Source organism: Nocardioides nanhaiensis, from assembly GCF_039542785.1.
Taxonomy (GTDB): domain Bacteria; phylum Actinomycetota; class Actinomycetes; order Propionibacteriales; family Nocardioidaceae; genus Nocardioides; species Nocardioides nanhaiensis.
This window is the reverse complement of the sequence record NZ_BAABIM010000003.1, coordinates 100,881-115,731: the sequence shown is the minus strand read 5'-3', so window position 1 is coordinate 115,731 and position 14,851 is coordinate 100,881. Positions and strand designations below refer to the sequence as shown.

Here is a 14,851-nt window from a genome sequence, read left to right as displayed (position 1 = left end):
TCCTTCTCCCGTGTCCGACCGCGCCCTGCTGCACCGCGAGCGCCTCGGCGTGCCGCTGCGCTGGTGGGTGCAGGGCACCATGCTGGTGGCGAGCCTGTGGCTGGCGCTCGTGGTGGCGACGCCGCCCGTGGTGGCCTACGGCGTCACCCTGGTGGCCCTGCTGCTCCTGGCGGCCGCGCTGATCAGCTTCGGCTCCGCGCGCATCGAGGTGGCCCACGACGAGCTGCGCGCGGGACGCGCGCGGATCGAGGCCCGCCACCTGGGCCGCGCCCACGCGCTGGACGCCGAGCAGACCGGCCGCGTGGCCGGTCGCGAGGCGGACGCGCGGGCCTTCCTGCTGCTGCGGCCCTACCTGCCTCGCGCGGTCCGCGTGGAGATCACCGACCCCGCCGACCCGGCGCCCTACTGGCTGCTCAGCACCCGGCACCCCGAGGACCTCGCGCGGGCGCTGACCGAGCTGGCCGGCGGCGACACCTCCCCGCGCGCCTGACCGGGGTCGTCGTGCTTGCGACCCCGGCGTCTGGGGGGTCCGTCCCTGGGTACTGTGAGCCCATGGCCTCCGACAGCTCCAAGATCTGGTCCGTCTTCTCCCTCGTCGCCGCCGTCGGCGCCGGCACGGTGGCGAAGAAGGGGGTCACCGCCTCCTGGAAGGCGGCCACCGGCAAGAACCCGCCGGCCAACCCCGCCGACCCCGACGTCGACATCTGGGAGGCCGTGGCCTGGGCCGTCGCCAGCGGCACGCTGATCGCCCTGGCCCGGATGCTGGCCACCCGCAAGGCGGCCAACTACTACGCCAAGTCGACCGGGCACCTGCCCCCGGGCCTGGAGAAGGACGGTCAGGACCCGCGCAAGAAGGCGCCCACCAGCTGACGGACCGCCCCGGCTCCACCCCTCCGGACACAGCGACGCCGACCCCCCGCGTGAGCGGCCGGGTCGGCGTTCTGGTTCCTCGGTGGGCGGACCGACGTGTCGGTCTGCCCGTGACGCCTGGGATCAGGCGCAGTCGCGGCAGATCATCTTCTTCTCGTCCACCAGCTGGCTGCGGTGGTGGACCAGGAAGCAGCTCATGCAGGTGAACTCGTCCTCCTGCTTGGGCTTCACCTCGACGGCGAGCTCCTCGTGGCTGAGATCGGCGCCCGGGAGCTCGAAGGACTCGGCCGCCTCGGTCTCGTCCTCGTCGACCTTGCCGGAGTTCTTGTCGTGGCGTCGCGCCTTGAGCTCTTCGATGCTCTCCTCGGACTGGTCTTCCTCGTTCTTGCGCGGTGCGTCGTAGTCCGTCGCCATGACGTGATCACTCCTCTCTCCCGGATCTGGCGCGCCAGATTGTGCACCATGGGGGCACGGACGCCTACACCGCCCCGCAGCGTGATCCGGGAACCACTGCGGGCGTCACTGCAACCGAGGTACCCCGTCGGCTATTCCGCGACCGCGGTGGGAGCGGGATCACGCAGGAATCCGCAGCGTCGGACGGCCTCCAGCAGGGTGTCGAAGCCGTCGGCGGGCGAGACGACCAGCGCGTCCAGACCACCGGCGCCGGGGTGCAGCTCGGTGCGCGCACCGGCCGCGCGCGCCACCAGCCCGGCCGCCGCGTGGTCCCACAGGTTCACCGCCTCCTCGACGTAGCCGTCGAGGCGCCCCTCGGCCACCAGGCAGACGTCCAGGGCACACGACCCCAGGCGCCGCACGTCGCGCACCTCGCCGAGCAGCTCGGTCACCGCGGCGCCCTGGACCCGGCGGCGGTCCCGGTCGTAGCTGAAGCCGGTGCCCACGAGCCGCTCGGCCAGGGGGGCCACGGGTCGCACTCCGATGGGCTGGCCGTCGCGCAGCGCGACCACGCCCTCGCCGTCGGGGGCCGGTCGCGCGACGTACTTCACGCCGTGGGCGACGTCGAGGACGATGCCCGCCACCACCTCGCCGTCGAGCTCGGCGGCGATCGAGACGGCGTACTGCGGCAGGCCGTAGAGGAAGTTCACGGTGCCGTCGATCGGATCGACGATCCACCGCACCCCGCTCGTGCCGGTGACGTCGTCGCCCTCCTCGCCGAGGAACGCGTCGTCGGGACGCCGCTCCCCGATGGCGGCGCGGATCAGCTGCTCGGAGTCGCGGTCGGCCTGGGTGACCACGTCGGTGCTGCTGGTCTTGGTGTCGGCCACGCGGACGACGCCGGCCGCGCGCTCGCGCACCAGCGCGGCGGCAGCCCGCGCGGTCTCCACCGCGAGGTCGGCGAGCTCCTCGACGAGCGCCCGCGTCTGCTCGGGCGACCTGCCGCCCGAGGGGTCGGCGGCGGTCACCGGCCGCACAGCGCGGGGCGCTCGCCCCGCGGGTTGGCGCAGCAGCCGACCGGGCACGCGTCCCACATCGGGCCGGTGGTGCCGAGGCTGGCCCGCGCCACCTCCTGCCCCCGCTCGACGGCGGCGCGCTCGAGCAGCAGGTCGCGCACCGTGGCCACGAACCGGGCGTCGTCGCCGGGCGTCGCGGCCCGCGCGGCGGGGAGCCCGAGCTTCTCGGCGGTCTCCATGGCCTCGGTGTCGAGGTCGTAGATGACCTCCATGTGGTCGGAGACGAAGCCCACCGGCACCATCACCACACCCGGCACCCCCTGCTCGGCCAGCGCCTCGAGGTGGTCGTTGACGTCGGGCTCGAGCCACGGGACGTGGGGCGCGCCGGAGCGCGAGCAGAACACGAGGTCGTGCCCGTGCCGCACGCCGGTCTGTTCGGCCACCTGGTCGACGACGACCTGGGCGACGTCGCGGTGCTGGGCCACGTAGGCGCCGCCGCCGGCCTCCGGGGGGCCGCTGGAGTCGTTCATCGCCGTCGGGATGGAGTGGGTGACGAAGGCGATCCGTGCGCCCTCCCGCACCTCCTCGGGCAGCTCGGCGAGCGCCGCGAGCGTGGCGTCGACGACGGGCTCCACGAAGCCCGGGTGGTTGAAGTAGTGCCGCAGCTTGTCCAGGCGCGGCGCGCCCTCGACCCCCTCGACGGCGTCGAAGAGGTTCTCGCGGTACTGCCGGCAGCTCGACCACGACGAGTAGGCGCTGGTCACGAAGCAGGCCGCGCGCTGCACGCCGTCGGCGGCCATCTGCGCCATCGTGTCGCGCAGGTAGGGGTCCCAGTTGCGGTTGCCCCAGTAGACGGGCAGGTCGATGCCGGCCGCCGCGAGGTCGGCACGCATCGCGGCCAGGAAGGCGCGGCACTGGTCGTTGATCGGTGAGCGGCCGCCGAAGAGGTAGTAGTGCTCGCCGACCTCCTCGAGCCGCTCGCGCGGGATGCCCCGGCCGCGGGTGACGTTCTCGAGGAAGGGGACGACGTCCTCGGGCTTCTCCGGTCCGCCGAAGGAGACCAGCAGGACGGCGTCGTAGGGGGTCACGTCGGGGGTGGTGTCGGGGGCGTCGGGATTAGGCACGCCCCCATCGTATGGACCTACATTTCATCCACCGATGATGTCCTCCTACCGCCGGATCCTGACCCTGCCCGGCACCGCCCTCTTCTCCGCCACCGGCCTGGTGGCCCGCCTGCCCATCTCGATGGCGGGGCTCGGGATCGTGCTGCTCGTGCAGGCCAGCACCGGCTCCTACGGCGTCGCCGGCGCCGTGGCCGCGGCCTACATGGTGGCCAACGCGGTGCTCGCGATCCTGCAGGGTCGGTTGCTCGACCGGCTGGGTCAGCGACGGGTCCTCACCGTTGCCAGCCTCGTCTTCGGCGCGGCGATGAGCGGTCTGGTGTGGTCGGTCGAGCAGGGCTGGCCGCTGGCGACCGCCTATGTGCTGGCCGCCGTCGCGGGCGGGTCGCTCCCGCAGATCGGCTCCTGCGTGCGGGCCCGCTGGGCGTTCGTGCTCGACCAGCCGGCCGAGGTGCAGACCGCCTACGCGCTCGAGGCGGTGGTGGACGAGGCGGTGTTCATGCTCGGCCCGATCCTGGTGACGCTGCTCGCGACCACCGTCGACCCGGTCGCCGGGCTGGCCACCGCGGTCGTGGCGGGCGTCGTGGGCAGCATCGCCTTCGGCGCACAGCGCTCCACCGAGCCTCCCAGCCACCCTCGGCCGACCAGCGGGTCGGCGCGTCCGCCGATGCCGTGGCGCACGGTGGCGCCGCTGGCGGTGGTGAGCGCCTGCCTGGGCGTGCTCTTCGGTGCCGCCGAGGTGACGACGGTGGCCTTCGCCGAGACGCAGGGCTCCCAGGCCTACGCCGGCCCCCTGCTGGCGCTGTGGGCGCTCGGCAGCCTGACGGCCGGCGTCGTCACCGGCGCGATCACCTGGCGGCGCGGCCCCGACGTGCGGCTGCGGTGGGGAGCGGCCGGGATGGCACTGGCGATGGCGCCGCTCGCCTTCATCGACTCGGTGCCCGTGATGGGGGCGATGCTGCTCGTGGGTGGCCTGGCGATCGCCCCCACGCTGGTGGCGACGATGGCGATGCTCGAGGCCTCGGCCCCGCGCGCCCGGCTCACCGAGGGCATGGCCGTGGTGCAGACCGGCCTGGTCGCCGGCGTCGCGCCCGGTGCCACCGCGAGCGGGTTCGTCGTCGACCACGTGGGCGCCTCGCAGGCCTACCTGGTGAGCCTGGCCGCCGGCCTGCTGGCAGCGCTCGCCGCCCAGACGCTGCCCCGGTCCGGGGCGGGGGCACGCTCAGCGTCCGAGGTCCGCGACCGCGACGCTCCCGACCTCCTGCCACCACCGGCAGGCACCCCGCACGCCGGGATCGGCGTGCTGGGCACCCCAGACCCCGAGCAGCGGTGAGCCGCGCTGCCCTGCGAACAGCAGGGCCGCGCGCCGGGTCCCGGGCTGCTCCAGGGCCCGTTCCAGCACCGTGCGCGCCACCTCGTGGGTGGTGCTCGCGGCCAGCCTCAGGGCCGCCACCTGACGTCGGGGGTCGGTGTCGGTGTCGGCGGCGGTGTCGGCGGCGAGCCACCCCGCGACCCGCGGCGGCAGCACGTCGCCCTCGAGCATCACCAGGCGGCGCAGCGCTCGCGCCCGCACGAGCGGCTCGGGGTGCTCCTCCCCCATCTCGGCCACCACCGCGGCGAGGGGAGCCACGAGGGCCGGCTGACCGCGCAGCAGCATCCCGGAGGTGACCGCCCGGGTCTCGAAGGGGCCGACCGCCAGCTCGAGCAGCAGCCTGGTCAGCAACGGCTGGGGCTCCACGCCGAGGGAGTCGGTGACCCGGCGGGCCAGGACCTCGCACCGCCGCCAGTGCTCGTCGGAGCGACGGTCGGTGGAGGGGGCGAGGGCGGGCGCCAACGGCTTGTCGAGCCGGGCCCGTACCCGTGCGTGCTGCGCGCGCGGCATCAGCCGCACCAGGTGCGTCAGCCAGCGCCAGCGATCGGTGCCCTCCTCGGCGGCCGCGAAGGCGCGCACGACCGGCTCCTCCACCGCCGCGAGCAGCCCGGGGTCCCCCGAGGTGCTCACCAGGTTCTCCAGGCACACCACCCCGCCGCTGGCCACGTGGTCGCGCTCGTCCTCCAGCAGCTGGCCCGCCCACGCGACGGCGTCCGGCGTCCGCAGCTCCCCCACCAGGCTGGCGACGTCGGCCAGCTGCTGCACGTGCGGGTGCTCCACCAGGTCACGGGCCGCCGCCAGCACCACCTCGGCGTACGGGCCGCAGCGCAGCAGCGCCAACGCCTCGTAGCGGGTGTGGTAGCCGGTGCCCCAGCTGCGCAGCAGCTCCCTGAGGCACCGGCCCACCAGCTCCTCCATGTGCGCCCGCGGCATGCCCAGCCCACCGCCCGCCACCGACGCCCGGGCCCAGCGCAACCACTCGCCGCCGGTCGCCTTGCCCGTCGTCAGGGGGTGCAACGCCGACTCCATGTGGGCCAGGTCGACCGGCTCGGTGCCGGGGTCGCGGTCCTCCGGGCTGTAGGAGAAGGTCCGGCACAGGATGTCGACGGGCGCACGCAGGGTCCCGGGTGCGAGCTCGAGCACCTGCTCGTAGGCGTCCACCACGGCACCCACCCGCCGCGCGCCGGTCTCCACGCGGTGCGCGGTGGTGGAGCTCATCGGCAGCCCGAGCTGCTCCAGGCGCCGCACCATGCCGATCTGGGAGACGGCCTGGGGACCCGCAGTGAGCCGTGCCATCCGCAGCGCCCAGCCGATGCGGACCCCCACGTCGATGCGCCCCTCACCGGGAGCGGAGGGGTCGTCGAGCGTCTTGAGCGGAGCTCCCCGGCGGTTCGAGGCCACGTGCGGGACGGTAGGCGGACGACGACGGGTCGTCTCGTCGTCCGATCAGGCGACAAGCCTCCGGCCCGGGGCACGGCGCGGCTACGGTGGCGGGGTGAGCGAGCGCTGGCAGAACTGGGCACGGCTGGAGTCCGCTCGCCCCACCCGCACGGTCACGCCGCCCGACGTCGAGGCGGTCGCCGCGGAGGTGGTGCGGGCGCGGGCGGCCGGCGAGAGCGTGAAGATGGTCGGCAGCGGCCACAGCTTCACCGCGATCGCCGCGCCCGAGCACACGTTGCTGCGCCCCGAGGGGCTGCAGGGCGTCGTCGCGGTGGACCGCGAGGCGATGACGGTCACCGCCCGCGCCGGCACCCGGCTCGACGACTTCAACCGGAGCTTGGAGCACCTGGGCCTGAGCCTGCACAACATGGGCGACATCGCCGAGCAGACGCTGGCCGGCGCGGTCTCCACCGGCACCCACGGCACCGGCGGCGTCGCGGCCGGCCTGGCCGCCCAGGTGGTCGGCCTGGAGCTGGTCACCGGCACCGGCGAGGTGCTGCGCGCCAGCGCCACCGAGCACCCCGAGGTGCTGGAGATGGCCCGGGTGGGGCTCGGTGCCCTCGGCGTGCTGACCAGCCTGACCTTCGCCGTCGAGCCGCTCTTCGCCCTCGAGGCCCGCGAGCGGCCGATGGGCTGGGACGAGGCGCTGGCCCGCTACGACGAGCTGACCGCCGAGCACCACCACGTGGACCTCTACTGGTGGCCGCACACCGACGGCCTGCTGGTGAAGACCAACACCCGGCTGGCCGACCTGGACGACCTGCGGCCCGTCCCCCGCCTGCAGGGCTGGGTCGACGACGAGCTGCTCGCCAACCGGGTGCTGGGGGCCGGGCTGGCCGCCGCCAACCTCGTGCCCCGCGCCACGGCGCCCTTCAACCGCACGGTGACCCGGCTGGTGCCCGACCGCACCTACAGCGACGTCGCCCACCGGGTCTTCACCTCCCACCGCGGCGTGGTGTTCCGCGAGATGGAGTACGCCGTGCCGCGCGCCGCCGGGCTGACGGCGCTGCGCGAGGCGCGCGCGGCCCTGGAGGCCTCCGGGGTGCAGGTGGGGATGCCGGTCGAGGTGCGCTGCGCCCCCGCCGACGACATCCCGCTCTCCACCGGTGCGGGTCGCGACTCGCTGTACCTGGCCTTCCACACCCACCACCGCGCCGACCACGCGCGCTACTTCGCCGCCGTCGAGTCGGTGATGCGTGCCCACGAGGGCCGCCCGCACTGGGGCAAGCTGCACACCCGCCAGGCCGACGGCCTCGCGGCGCTGTACCCGCGGTTCGGCGACTTCCTGGCGATGCGCGACCGGCTCGACCCCGACCGGGTCTTCGCCAACCCCTACCTGCGGCGCGTCCTGGGCCCCTGAGCCCGGCCGTGCGGCCGGTGCAGAAAAAAGTTTGGGATCCCAGGTTTGGGGCGTGCGCGAGCCGGGCATCAGGGCTGAGCCGCCCGCATCTCGGGGGCGGGTGGCCTCGGGGCCACGATCGACGCGCCGGCCGCTCTACAGCGGCCCGCCTCCGCCACCACCGAGCGTGCAGGTGACCGACTTCGTCCACGGGTCGCTCGACCAGCTCCCGCGGACCGCGGTGATCCGCACCGTCCAGGTGACGTTGTTGAGGAAGGCCGAGGCCGAGCCGTTCAGGGTCGCGCTGCGTGACGTCGTCTGCTGCCTCGCCACCACGGTATCCGCGCGGAGGAGCTCGTAGAGGTAGCTCTCGCCGGCGAGCGGCGTGACCGCGAAGCCGTTGACCGTGACCGTCAGGGAGCGGCTCCCCAGGTTGTTGGCGCACGAGGCGGTTCCCGTGACCTGTGAGGGAGCCACCATCTCCGCGGTGCCGACCACCTGGCTCGCGGTCTTCGCCGTGGTGAAGCGGGCGAGCGCCGCGGCCGGCACGGTCACGAGCGCGAGCACCAGGACCAGCAGCGAGACGGCGCGCAGGCCGGGCACACCGGGGCGCCGGGTGGGGGCCACCCCCCGGCGGTGCTTCCCGCGTCGTGCCATCAGGACTGCTCCTTCGTTGCTATCGTCGAGCTCATTGCTCGGTCTCACCCTCCCTCGCCAGGCTCAAGAGGGAGGTCCCCCCACCTCAAGATCCGCGCAAGGAGAGCCCGATGGTCCCCCCACCCCCCACCGGCACGGAGCTCGCGGCTCCCCCGGACACCCGCCGCGCCCTCGTCGTCGAGGACGACGAGGACGTGCGCGAGTTGATCGGCTTCGCCCTCACCAGCCAGGGCTTCGAGGTCTGCTCGGTCGACTCCGGCCAGGCCGCGATCGACCTGGTCTGCTCGCTGGACCCCGACCTGGTCACCCTCGACCTCGGCCTGCCCGGCATCGACGGGATCGAGACCTGCCGGCGCATCCGTGAGGTCACCGACGCCTACGTCGTGATGATCACCGGCCGCGACGACGAGATCGACCGGCTGATCGGTCTGGAGACCGGTGCCGACGACTACCTCTCCAAGCCGTTCAACGTGCGCGAGCTGCGCGCCCGCGTCAACGCGATGTTCCGCCGACCGCGGCGCGTCGCGGAGGCGGCGCCGCGCGTGGTCGCGCGGCCGACGGCCGAGGTCGCGGCGCCCGCTGACCCGGCCGGCACCGCGCCGTCACCCAGCGACCACGAGGTGCTGCGCCACCACGGGCTGGTCGTCGACGTCGACGCGCGCGAGGCCACCCGCGACGGGGAGACCCTGCCGCTGACCCGGCTGGAGTTCGACCTGCTGGCGCAGCTGATGCGCTCGCCCGCGCGGGTCTGGAGCCGGGAGTCGCTGCTGCGCGCCGTCTGGGACACCGAGTGGTCCACCGACACCCACCTGGTGGAGGTGCACGTGGGCAACCTGCGCCGCAAGCTGGGCACCAGCCCCTCCGGGGGCGGCTACCTGCGCACGGTGCGCGGCGTCGGCTACCGCATGGAGACGCCCGCCTCCTGACCGCGGCCGGGCAGGCGGTCAGCAGGCGGTGGCGAGGCGGCAGGCCAGGCGGTCGGCCGCGGCGCCGAGCCGGTGGCCGGTCTCCTCGGCCTCGACCCAGGCCCCGTCGGCCAGCTGCTGCTCGATGCGACCGGCCAGCACGGCCAGCTCGCACGCACCCACCAGCTCCGAGGAGGTGCGCAGGCTGAGCACCCGGTCCATCGCCGGGTCCAGGCGTCGCTCGGCGAGGCGCGCCACGACGGCGCACACCCGCTCGGGCAGCATGCGCCGGTAGCGCTGCAGGTGCTGGGCGGCGAAGCCGGCGTCGCCGAGCTCCTCGCCGAAGGCGGCCAGCCGCTGGTCGTCGAGCACCGGCTCGAGCACCGGGGCGCTCATGCCGCCCGCCGCGCGCCGCCGCGCCGGGGAGTGGTCACCGTGTCGGTGCCGTCGGCGTCGTCGGACCTCTCTCCGCGCGACCAGATCGTGGTGATGCCGAGGCCCACGAGGCCGGCCAGCGCCAGCCACCGGACGCCGTCGGCGATCCACGGCTCCCGCAGGAAGCGCACGGCGCTGCCCAGGGCGGGCACCACGCCGCTCACGCGCCAGGCGGTCTCGCCGTCCATCGTGGCCAGCCACGGGTCGACGTTGGGGTTGGCGTCGCCCTGGGTCCGGACGGCCACGCGGCCGCCGGGCTGGTCGACGACCTCGACGATGCGGTGGGTCTCGACGCGGTGGTCCTCGACGGGGATGTGGTAGGTGATCACGTCGCCGACGGCGAGGTCCTGCACGTCGACGGGGCGGATGACCACCACGTCGCCGGGGACGATCTCCGGCGCCATCGAGCCGGTGAGCATGGTCATCGTGCGGTAGCCGAGCAGGTGGGGACCCACCGCGAGGAACGCGAAGATCCCCACCGAGCCCACCAGCACCAGGGTCAGGACGCCGGCGAGCAGCCGGCGCAGCACACGGACCGGCAGGGCCGCGCGGCCGCGCGGGGACGGCGCGCTGGGGGCGGCACCCTCCTCGGGCAGCTGCGCCGGCAGCTCTGCGGGGGCGGACCGGGTGTCGGAGACGACGATCACGGGGCGTCCTTCCTGGATGAGGCGCTGGTGGGCGGTGGGGGGTCAGGCGGGCCGGTGGCCCGGCGGGATCAGCGGAAGCTCGCCGCGCGCTGGGTGGCGTCGAAGGTGAAGCCGATCGTGGAGGAGAGGCCCTGGAAGTCGTTGTTGGCGGCCTCGGGCAGCAACATCGAGACGCGCAGGTTGGAGGCGGCGGCCGCGGTGTTGAGGGTGCTGGTGGCGGCGGTCAGGTCGAGGTTCGAGCCGACGACGGCGCGGGTGGTGACGACCGGGGTGGTGGTGCCGGAGCAGGTGAGCTCGTTCGAGGCGGCCTTGACCCAGGCGACCGAGCACTGGTCGACCTTGAGCTGCAGACCGTTGGTGGCGTCGGAGGTGAGCAGGCTGGCGGCGCCGGTGGGGGCGGTGGTGAGCCTGACCGAGCCGAAGGCCTCGGTGTCGCTGCTGCGGGTCAGGGTGACGGCGCGCTGCACGGTGTCGCCGGGGACCAGGTTGGTGGCGGCCACGGTGGTGCCGGCGGTGGCGTGCTGGGTGAGGCCGATGACGACCTTGCCGGTGGAGACCGCCTGGCTGGCCGAGGTGGTGGAGGTGAAGGAGCCGAAGGTGCCGAGGCCCGCGACCGAGGCGGCCGCGCCGACGAGGGCGACGGAGGCCAGGACCTTGGTGGTGGTGGCCTTGCGACCGGCGGTGCGGGAGACGGTGTGCTTGCCCATGATGAGGCCTTTCGTACGTGGGGGGTGATCCCGGTGGGGATCGGCCGGACCTTGCTGGCCCTGCCTGACGAGAAGAACTCTGCGCCTCGGGACTCAAGTGCTCCCGTGCTGCGACCGCACGTTCCCTCAAGGGATCCGCAAGGAGTCCCGGCTCGCTCAAGAGCGGCGCAACACACGCCCTCGAGGGCGGCGGGGAGGGGTCAGGAGTCCCAGAAGATGCGGTCGACGACCTCGCGCGAGCGCCGGGTGGCGCGCAGGTAGTCGTTGACCAGTTGGTCGCTGCTGCCGGCCGGGTAGCCCAGGATGCTCGCGACCGCGGCGCGCTCGCGTGAGTCGCGCGGCAGGTGGTCCCCGGGCTTGCCGCGCGCCAGGGTGACGGCGTTGCGGGTGCGGCTCACCGTGCGCCACACGTGGGCGAGCAGCTCGGCGTCCTCGCCGGGGAGCAGGCCGGCGGCGGCCGCGGCCTCGAGCGCCGGCAGGGTGCGGGGGGTGCGCAGCCCCGTGACCTCGCCCGCGTGGCGCATCTGCAGCAGCTGGACGGTCCACTCGATGTCGGCGAGCCCGCCGCGGCCCAGCTTCAGGTGCAGCTGGGGGTCGGCGCCCTTGGGCAGCCGCTCGGTGTCGACGCGCGCCTTGATCCGCCGCACCTCCACCACGTCGTCCTGCGAGAGCCCCTGCTCGGGGTAGCGCAGCGGGTCGACGAGTGCCTCGAAGTCGGCGCGCAGCGCGGGGTCGCCCGCCACGGCGTCGGCGCGCAGGAGGGCCTGCGCCTCCCACACGTGCGACCAGCGTGCGTAGTAGGCGGCGTAGGAGTCCAGCGAGCGCACCAGCGGTCCCTGCCGGCCCTCGGGTCGCAGGTCGGCGTCCACCTCGAGCGCGGGGTCGCCGCCGGGTGCGGCCAGCAGCCGGCGCAGCTCGTTGGCCACGGCCTGCGCGAACGAGGCGGCGGTGTGCTGGTCGACGCCGGGGGCGGCGCGGTGCACGAACATGACGTCGGCGTCGCTGCCGTAGGAGAGCTCGAAGCCGCCGTAGCGGCCCATCGCGACCACGGCCATCGCCGTCGGCGGCTCCGCCAGCCCCCGCTGCGCGCACACCGCGGTCGTCACGGTGGCGAGGGTGGCCTCCAGGGTCGCGTCGGTGAGCCGGGAGAGCCCGGCACCCACCTCGGCGACGTCGGTGAGGCCGAGCACCTCGCCGGCACCGATGCGGAACAGCTCGCGGCGCCGGATGCCGCGCACGGCGCGCACCGCCTTCTCGGCGTCCTCCTGGCGACCGGCCAGCGCCAGCATCTCCTCGACGAGCGCCTCCGCGGGGGCGGGGGCGAGGTCGCCGGCGAGGATGCGCACGCCCTGCGGCTCGCGCTCGAGCAGCTGGGTCACGTAGCGGGCGGTGGAGATGAGTCGCGCCAGCCGCTCGGCCACCTGTCCCTCGTCGCGCAGGGTGCGCAGGTACCAGGGGGTGCTGCCCAGGCTCTCGCTGATCCGGCGGAACCCGAACAGCCCGGCGTCGGGGTCAGGACCCTCGGCGAACCACTGCAGCATCGCGGGCAGCAGCGCCTTCTGGATGGTGGCGGTGCGGGTGAGGCCGCTGGTCAGCGCCTCGAGGTTGCGCAGCGCGGCGGCGGGGTCGGCGTAGCCGAGCGCGGCGAGCCGGTCGCCGGCGGCCTCCGAGGAGAGCCGGATCTCGTCCTCGGAGATGCGCGCCACCGCCGAGAGGAGAGGCCGGTAGAAGAGCTTCTCGTGCAGGCGGCGCACCTCGCGGCGCTGGTGCTGCCACGCCGCGTCGAGGGCCCGGGCCGGCTCCTTGAGGAAGCCCATGCTGCGGCCGAGCCGGCGCATCGACTCCTCGTCGTCGGGCAGCACGTGGGTGCGCTGCAGGCGGTGCAGCTGGATGCGGTGCTCGAGCTGGCGGAGGAAGAAGTAGGCCTCGTGCAACGCCTCGCCGTCCTCGCGGCCCACGTAGCCGCCACGGGTCAGCGCGGCGATGGCGCTCAGGGTGGTGGGGGCACGGATGCCGGCGTCGGTGCGCCCGTGCACCAGCTGCAGCAGCTGCACCGCGAACTCGACGTCGCGCAGACCGCCGGCGCCGAGCTTGAGCTGGCGGTCGGCGTCGCGCGCCGGGATGTGCTCGAGCACCCGGCGGCGCATCGCCTGGGTGTCGGCCACGAAGCCGTCGCGCTCGCTGGCGTGCCAGACCATCGGCTGCACCATCGCCACGAAGTCGCGGCCGAGCGCCAGGTCGCCCGCCACCGGCCGGGCCTTGAGCAGCGCCTGGAACTCCCAGGTGCTGGCCCAGCGCTCGTAGTAGCCCTGGTGGCTGGCCAGGGTGCGGCTGAGCGGCCCGGCCTTGCCCTCGGGTCGCAGGTTGGCGTCGACCGGCCAGATGGTGCCCTCGCCGGTGTGGTCGCCGCAGACGCGGATCAGGTGGCTGGCCAGCTGGGTGGCGGTGCGCAGCAGGCCGGGGTCCTCCTCGGCCCCGGCGGCCGGCTCGTGCACGAACAGCACGTCGACGTCGGAGACGTAGTTGAGCTCGTGGCCGCCGCACTTGCCCATCGCGACGACGGCGAGCCGGCAGCGGTCGGCCGCCTCCCCCACCCGGGTGCGCGCCACGGCCAGGGCGGCGTCGAGCGTGCCGGCGGCCAGGTCGGCCAGCTCGGCGGCGACGTCGTCGACGCCGACCTCGTGGGCCAGGTCGCGCGAGGCCAGGCGCAGCAGCACGCGGCGGTACTCCACGCGCAGCGCGTCGACGGCGTCGGCGTCCGGGCGGGTGGCGCGCGGCAGGTCGACCTCGGGGTCGGCGCCCACGGCGGCCAGCAGCCCCGCGCGCACGGCGTAGGCGGCGGGCCGGGTGGAGCCGAGCGTGGGGTCGCGCAGCTCGTGCCAGTGCGCGGGGTGGCGGGCCAGGTGGTCGGCCAGCGCCGGGCTGGCGCCCAGCACGCTGAGCAGCCGCATCGCGGTGCCCTCGTCGTCGGCCAGGACGGTGAGCAGCTCCGTGGCGTCGGGGGCCTCCTCGACCAGGCGGCACAGGCCGCGCAGGGCGGTGTCGGGGTCGGCGGTGCGCGCCAGCAGCGCCAGCAGCGGCTCGCCCGCGGACCCCAGCTCGTCGAGCAGCCCCTGGGCCGCGTCGGCGTCGAGGAAGCCCAGGCGCACCAGCGCCCCCTTGCCGCCGGCGCGGCCTCCCGGGGCGTTCACGCCCACTCCCCCGCCGGACGTGCGGCTGCCTCGCGCGCCAGCGCGACCAGGCGGACGGCCAGCCCCCGCCAGGTGGCCTCCAGCTCGGCGCGTGCGGCCGCGACCTCGGCCAGCGCGGCCTCCTGGTCGACGCCGCGCTCGAGGTGCCGCTCGGCGTCCTCCTCGGCCCAGCGGCGCAGGATCGGCTCGTCGACCTCGGGGTGCCACTGCACGCCCCACACGGTGGGCGCCAGGCGCAGCGCCTGCACCTCGCCGCCGGGAGCCCGCGCGAGCACCGTGGCGCCGGTGGGCACCTCGAGCACGATGTCGTCGTTCCAGTGGACGCCGCGGGCCGGCCCCGCGGCCAGCCCGCCGAGCAGCGGGTCGCCGGCAGCCTGCGGCGTCCAGCCCACCGGCAGCAGGCCCACCTGCTGGCCGGCCGGGTTGCGCCCGGTGCGCGCACCCAGCGCCAGCGCGGCCAGCTGGTGGCCCAGGCAGACGCCGAGCACGGGCGTGCCGCGGTCGGCACCCTCGCGCACGAGGGCCCGGGTGGGCGCGAACCACGCGTGGGCGGGGTCGTCGGCGTCCTGCGGACCGCCGAGCACGAGCAGCGCCCGGTGGTCGTCGAGGGAGCGGGGCAGCTCGTCGCCCTGGGCCGGGCGGCGCACGTCGAGGCTGGCCCCGGCCGCGGTGAGCCACTCACCCAGCAGTGCCGGCGGGCAGCCGGCGTCGTGCTCGACCACCAGCACGCGCACCGGACCGGGCGCGGGCGCCGTCAC

15 protein-coding genes are annotated in these 14,851 nt (G+C 75.1%); 5 read left to right on the top strand and 10 right to left on the bottom strand.

The window, feature by feature from the left end; translation table 11 throughout:
* Window positions 1-10 precede the first annotated feature (10 nt).
* Together ABD948_RS14545 and ABD948_RS14540 are read left to right on the top strand one after the other, a co-directional pair.
* The gene (locus ABD948_RS14545; RefSeq protein ID WP_345267063.1) at window positions 11-490 is read left to right on the top strand and encodes a DUF3093 domain-containing protein; all 480 of its coding nucleotides are present in this window, start codon (window positions 11-13) and stop codon (window positions 488-490) included.
* 62 nt (window positions 491-552) lie between these two features.
* Window positions 553-870 (top strand): DUF4235 domain-containing protein, encoded by a 318-nt coding sequence (locus ABD948_RS14540; RefSeq protein ID WP_345267062.1) that lies wholly within the window; start codon window positions 553-555, stop codon window positions 868-870.
* Between the two features lie 123 nt (window positions 871-993).
* Here ABD948_RS14540 and ABD948_RS14535 read toward each other — a convergent pair whose 3' ends face one another.
* The 3 genes from ABD948_RS14535 to ABD948_RS14525 form a co-directional block, all read right to left on the bottom strand.
* The gene (locus ABD948_RS14535; protein WP_345267060.1) at window positions 994-1,284 is read right to left on the bottom strand and encodes a DUF4193 domain-containing protein; all 291 of its coding nucleotides are present in this window, start codon (window positions 1,282-1,284) and stop codon (window positions 994-996) included.
* 131 nt (window positions 1,285-1,415) lie between these two features.
* Complete coding sequence (locus ABD948_RS14530; protein ID WP_345267058.1) at window positions 1,416-2,291, bottom strand: inositol monophosphatase family protein; 876 nt, start codon at window positions 2,289-2,291, stop codon at window positions 1,416-1,418.
* Window positions 2,288-3,403, bottom strand: coding sequence for a ferrochelatase (locus tag ABD948_RS14525; protein WP_345267056.1), 1,116 nt, complete (start codon window positions 3,401-3,403; stop codon window positions 2,288-2,290). The genes ABD948_RS14530 and ABD948_RS14525 overlap by 4 nt, the downstream gene beginning before the upstream one ends.
* 34 nt (window positions 3,404-3,437) lie before the next feature.
* Here ABD948_RS14525 and ABD948_RS14520 point away from each other — a divergent pair, with 34 nt between their 5' ends.
* Window positions 3,438-4,733, top strand: coding sequence for an MFS transporter (locus tag ABD948_RS14520; RefSeq protein ID WP_345267054.1), 1,296 nt, complete (start codon window positions 3,438-3,440; stop codon window positions 4,731-4,733).
* On the opposite strand, the gene ABD948_RS14515 is transcribed toward ABD948_RS14520, so the two are convergent.
* On the bottom strand, window positions 4,623-6,173 hold the full coding sequence (locus ABD948_RS14515; protein ID WP_345267052.1) for a hypothetical protein: 1,551 nt from the start codon (window positions 6,171-6,173) through the stop codon (window positions 4,623-4,625). The genes ABD948_RS14520 and ABD948_RS14515 overlap by 111 nt on opposite strands.
* Before the next feature lie 94 nt (window positions 6,174-6,267).
* Here ABD948_RS14515 and ABD948_RS14510 point away from each other — a divergent pair, with 94 nt between their 5' ends.
* Window positions 6,268-7,572 (top strand): D-arabinono-1,4-lactone oxidase, encoded by a 1,305-nt coding sequence (locus ABD948_RS14510; RefSeq protein ID WP_345267050.1) that lies wholly within the window; start codon window positions 6,268-6,270, stop codon window positions 7,570-7,572.
* 135 nt (window positions 7,573-7,707) lie between these two features.
* On the opposite strand, the gene ABD948_RS14505 is transcribed toward ABD948_RS14510, so the two are convergent.
* Window positions 7,708-8,208, bottom strand: coding sequence for a hypothetical protein (locus ABD948_RS14505; protein WP_345267048.1), 501 nt, complete (start codon window positions 8,206-8,208; stop codon window positions 7,708-7,710).
* Window positions 8,209-8,318: 110 nt separating this feature from the next.
* Between ABD948_RS14505 and ABD948_RS14500 the strand changes: the two genes are divergently transcribed.
* Entirely contained in the window at window positions 8,319-9,134 is an 816-nt protein-coding gene (locus tag ABD948_RS14500) for a response regulator (RefSeq protein WP_345267046.1), read from the top strand.
* A gap of 18 nt (window positions 9,135-9,152) precedes the next feature.
* Here the strand turns inward: ABD948_RS14500 and ABD948_RS14495 are convergent, their stop codons facing one another.
* The 5 genes from ABD948_RS14495 to ABD948_RS14475 all read right to left on the bottom strand — a co-directional run bounded on the left by ABD948_RS14495 (window position 9,153) and on the right by ABD948_RS14475 (window position 14,851).
* Window positions 9,153-9,509: a hypothetical protein gene (locus ABD948_RS14495; protein WP_345267044.1), complete on the bottom strand. Its 357-nt coding sequence runs from the start codon at window positions 9,507-9,509 to the stop codon at window positions 9,153-9,155.
* Window positions 9,506-10,195: a signal peptidase I gene (locus tag ABD948_RS14490; protein WP_345267043.1), complete on the bottom strand. Its 690-nt coding sequence runs from the start codon at window positions 10,193-10,195 to the stop codon at window positions 9,506-9,508. Before ABD948_RS14490 ends, ABD948_RS14495 begins: the two co-directional genes overlap by 4 nt.
* Window positions 10,196-10,263: 68 nt before the next feature.
* Entirely contained in the window at window positions 10,264-10,902 is a 639-nt protein-coding gene (locus ABD948_RS14485; protein WP_345267041.1) for a TasA family protein, read from the bottom strand.
* 200 nt (window positions 10,903-11,102) lie between these two features.
* Window positions 11,103-14,093 (bottom strand): bifunctional [glutamine synthetase] adenylyltransferase/[glutamine synthetase]-adenylyl-L-tyrosine phosphorylase, encoded by a 2,991-nt coding sequence (locus ABD948_RS14480; protein ID WP_345267039.1) that lies wholly within the window; start codon window positions 14,091-14,093, stop codon window positions 11,103-11,105.
* The gene (locus ABD948_RS14475; protein ID WP_345267037.1) at window positions 14,090-14,851 is read right to left on the bottom strand and encodes a type 1 glutamine amidotransferase; all 762 of its coding nucleotides are present in this window, start codon (window positions 14,849-14,851) and stop codon (window positions 14,090-14,092) included. The genes ABD948_RS14480 and ABD948_RS14475 overlap by 4 nt, the downstream gene beginning before the upstream one ends.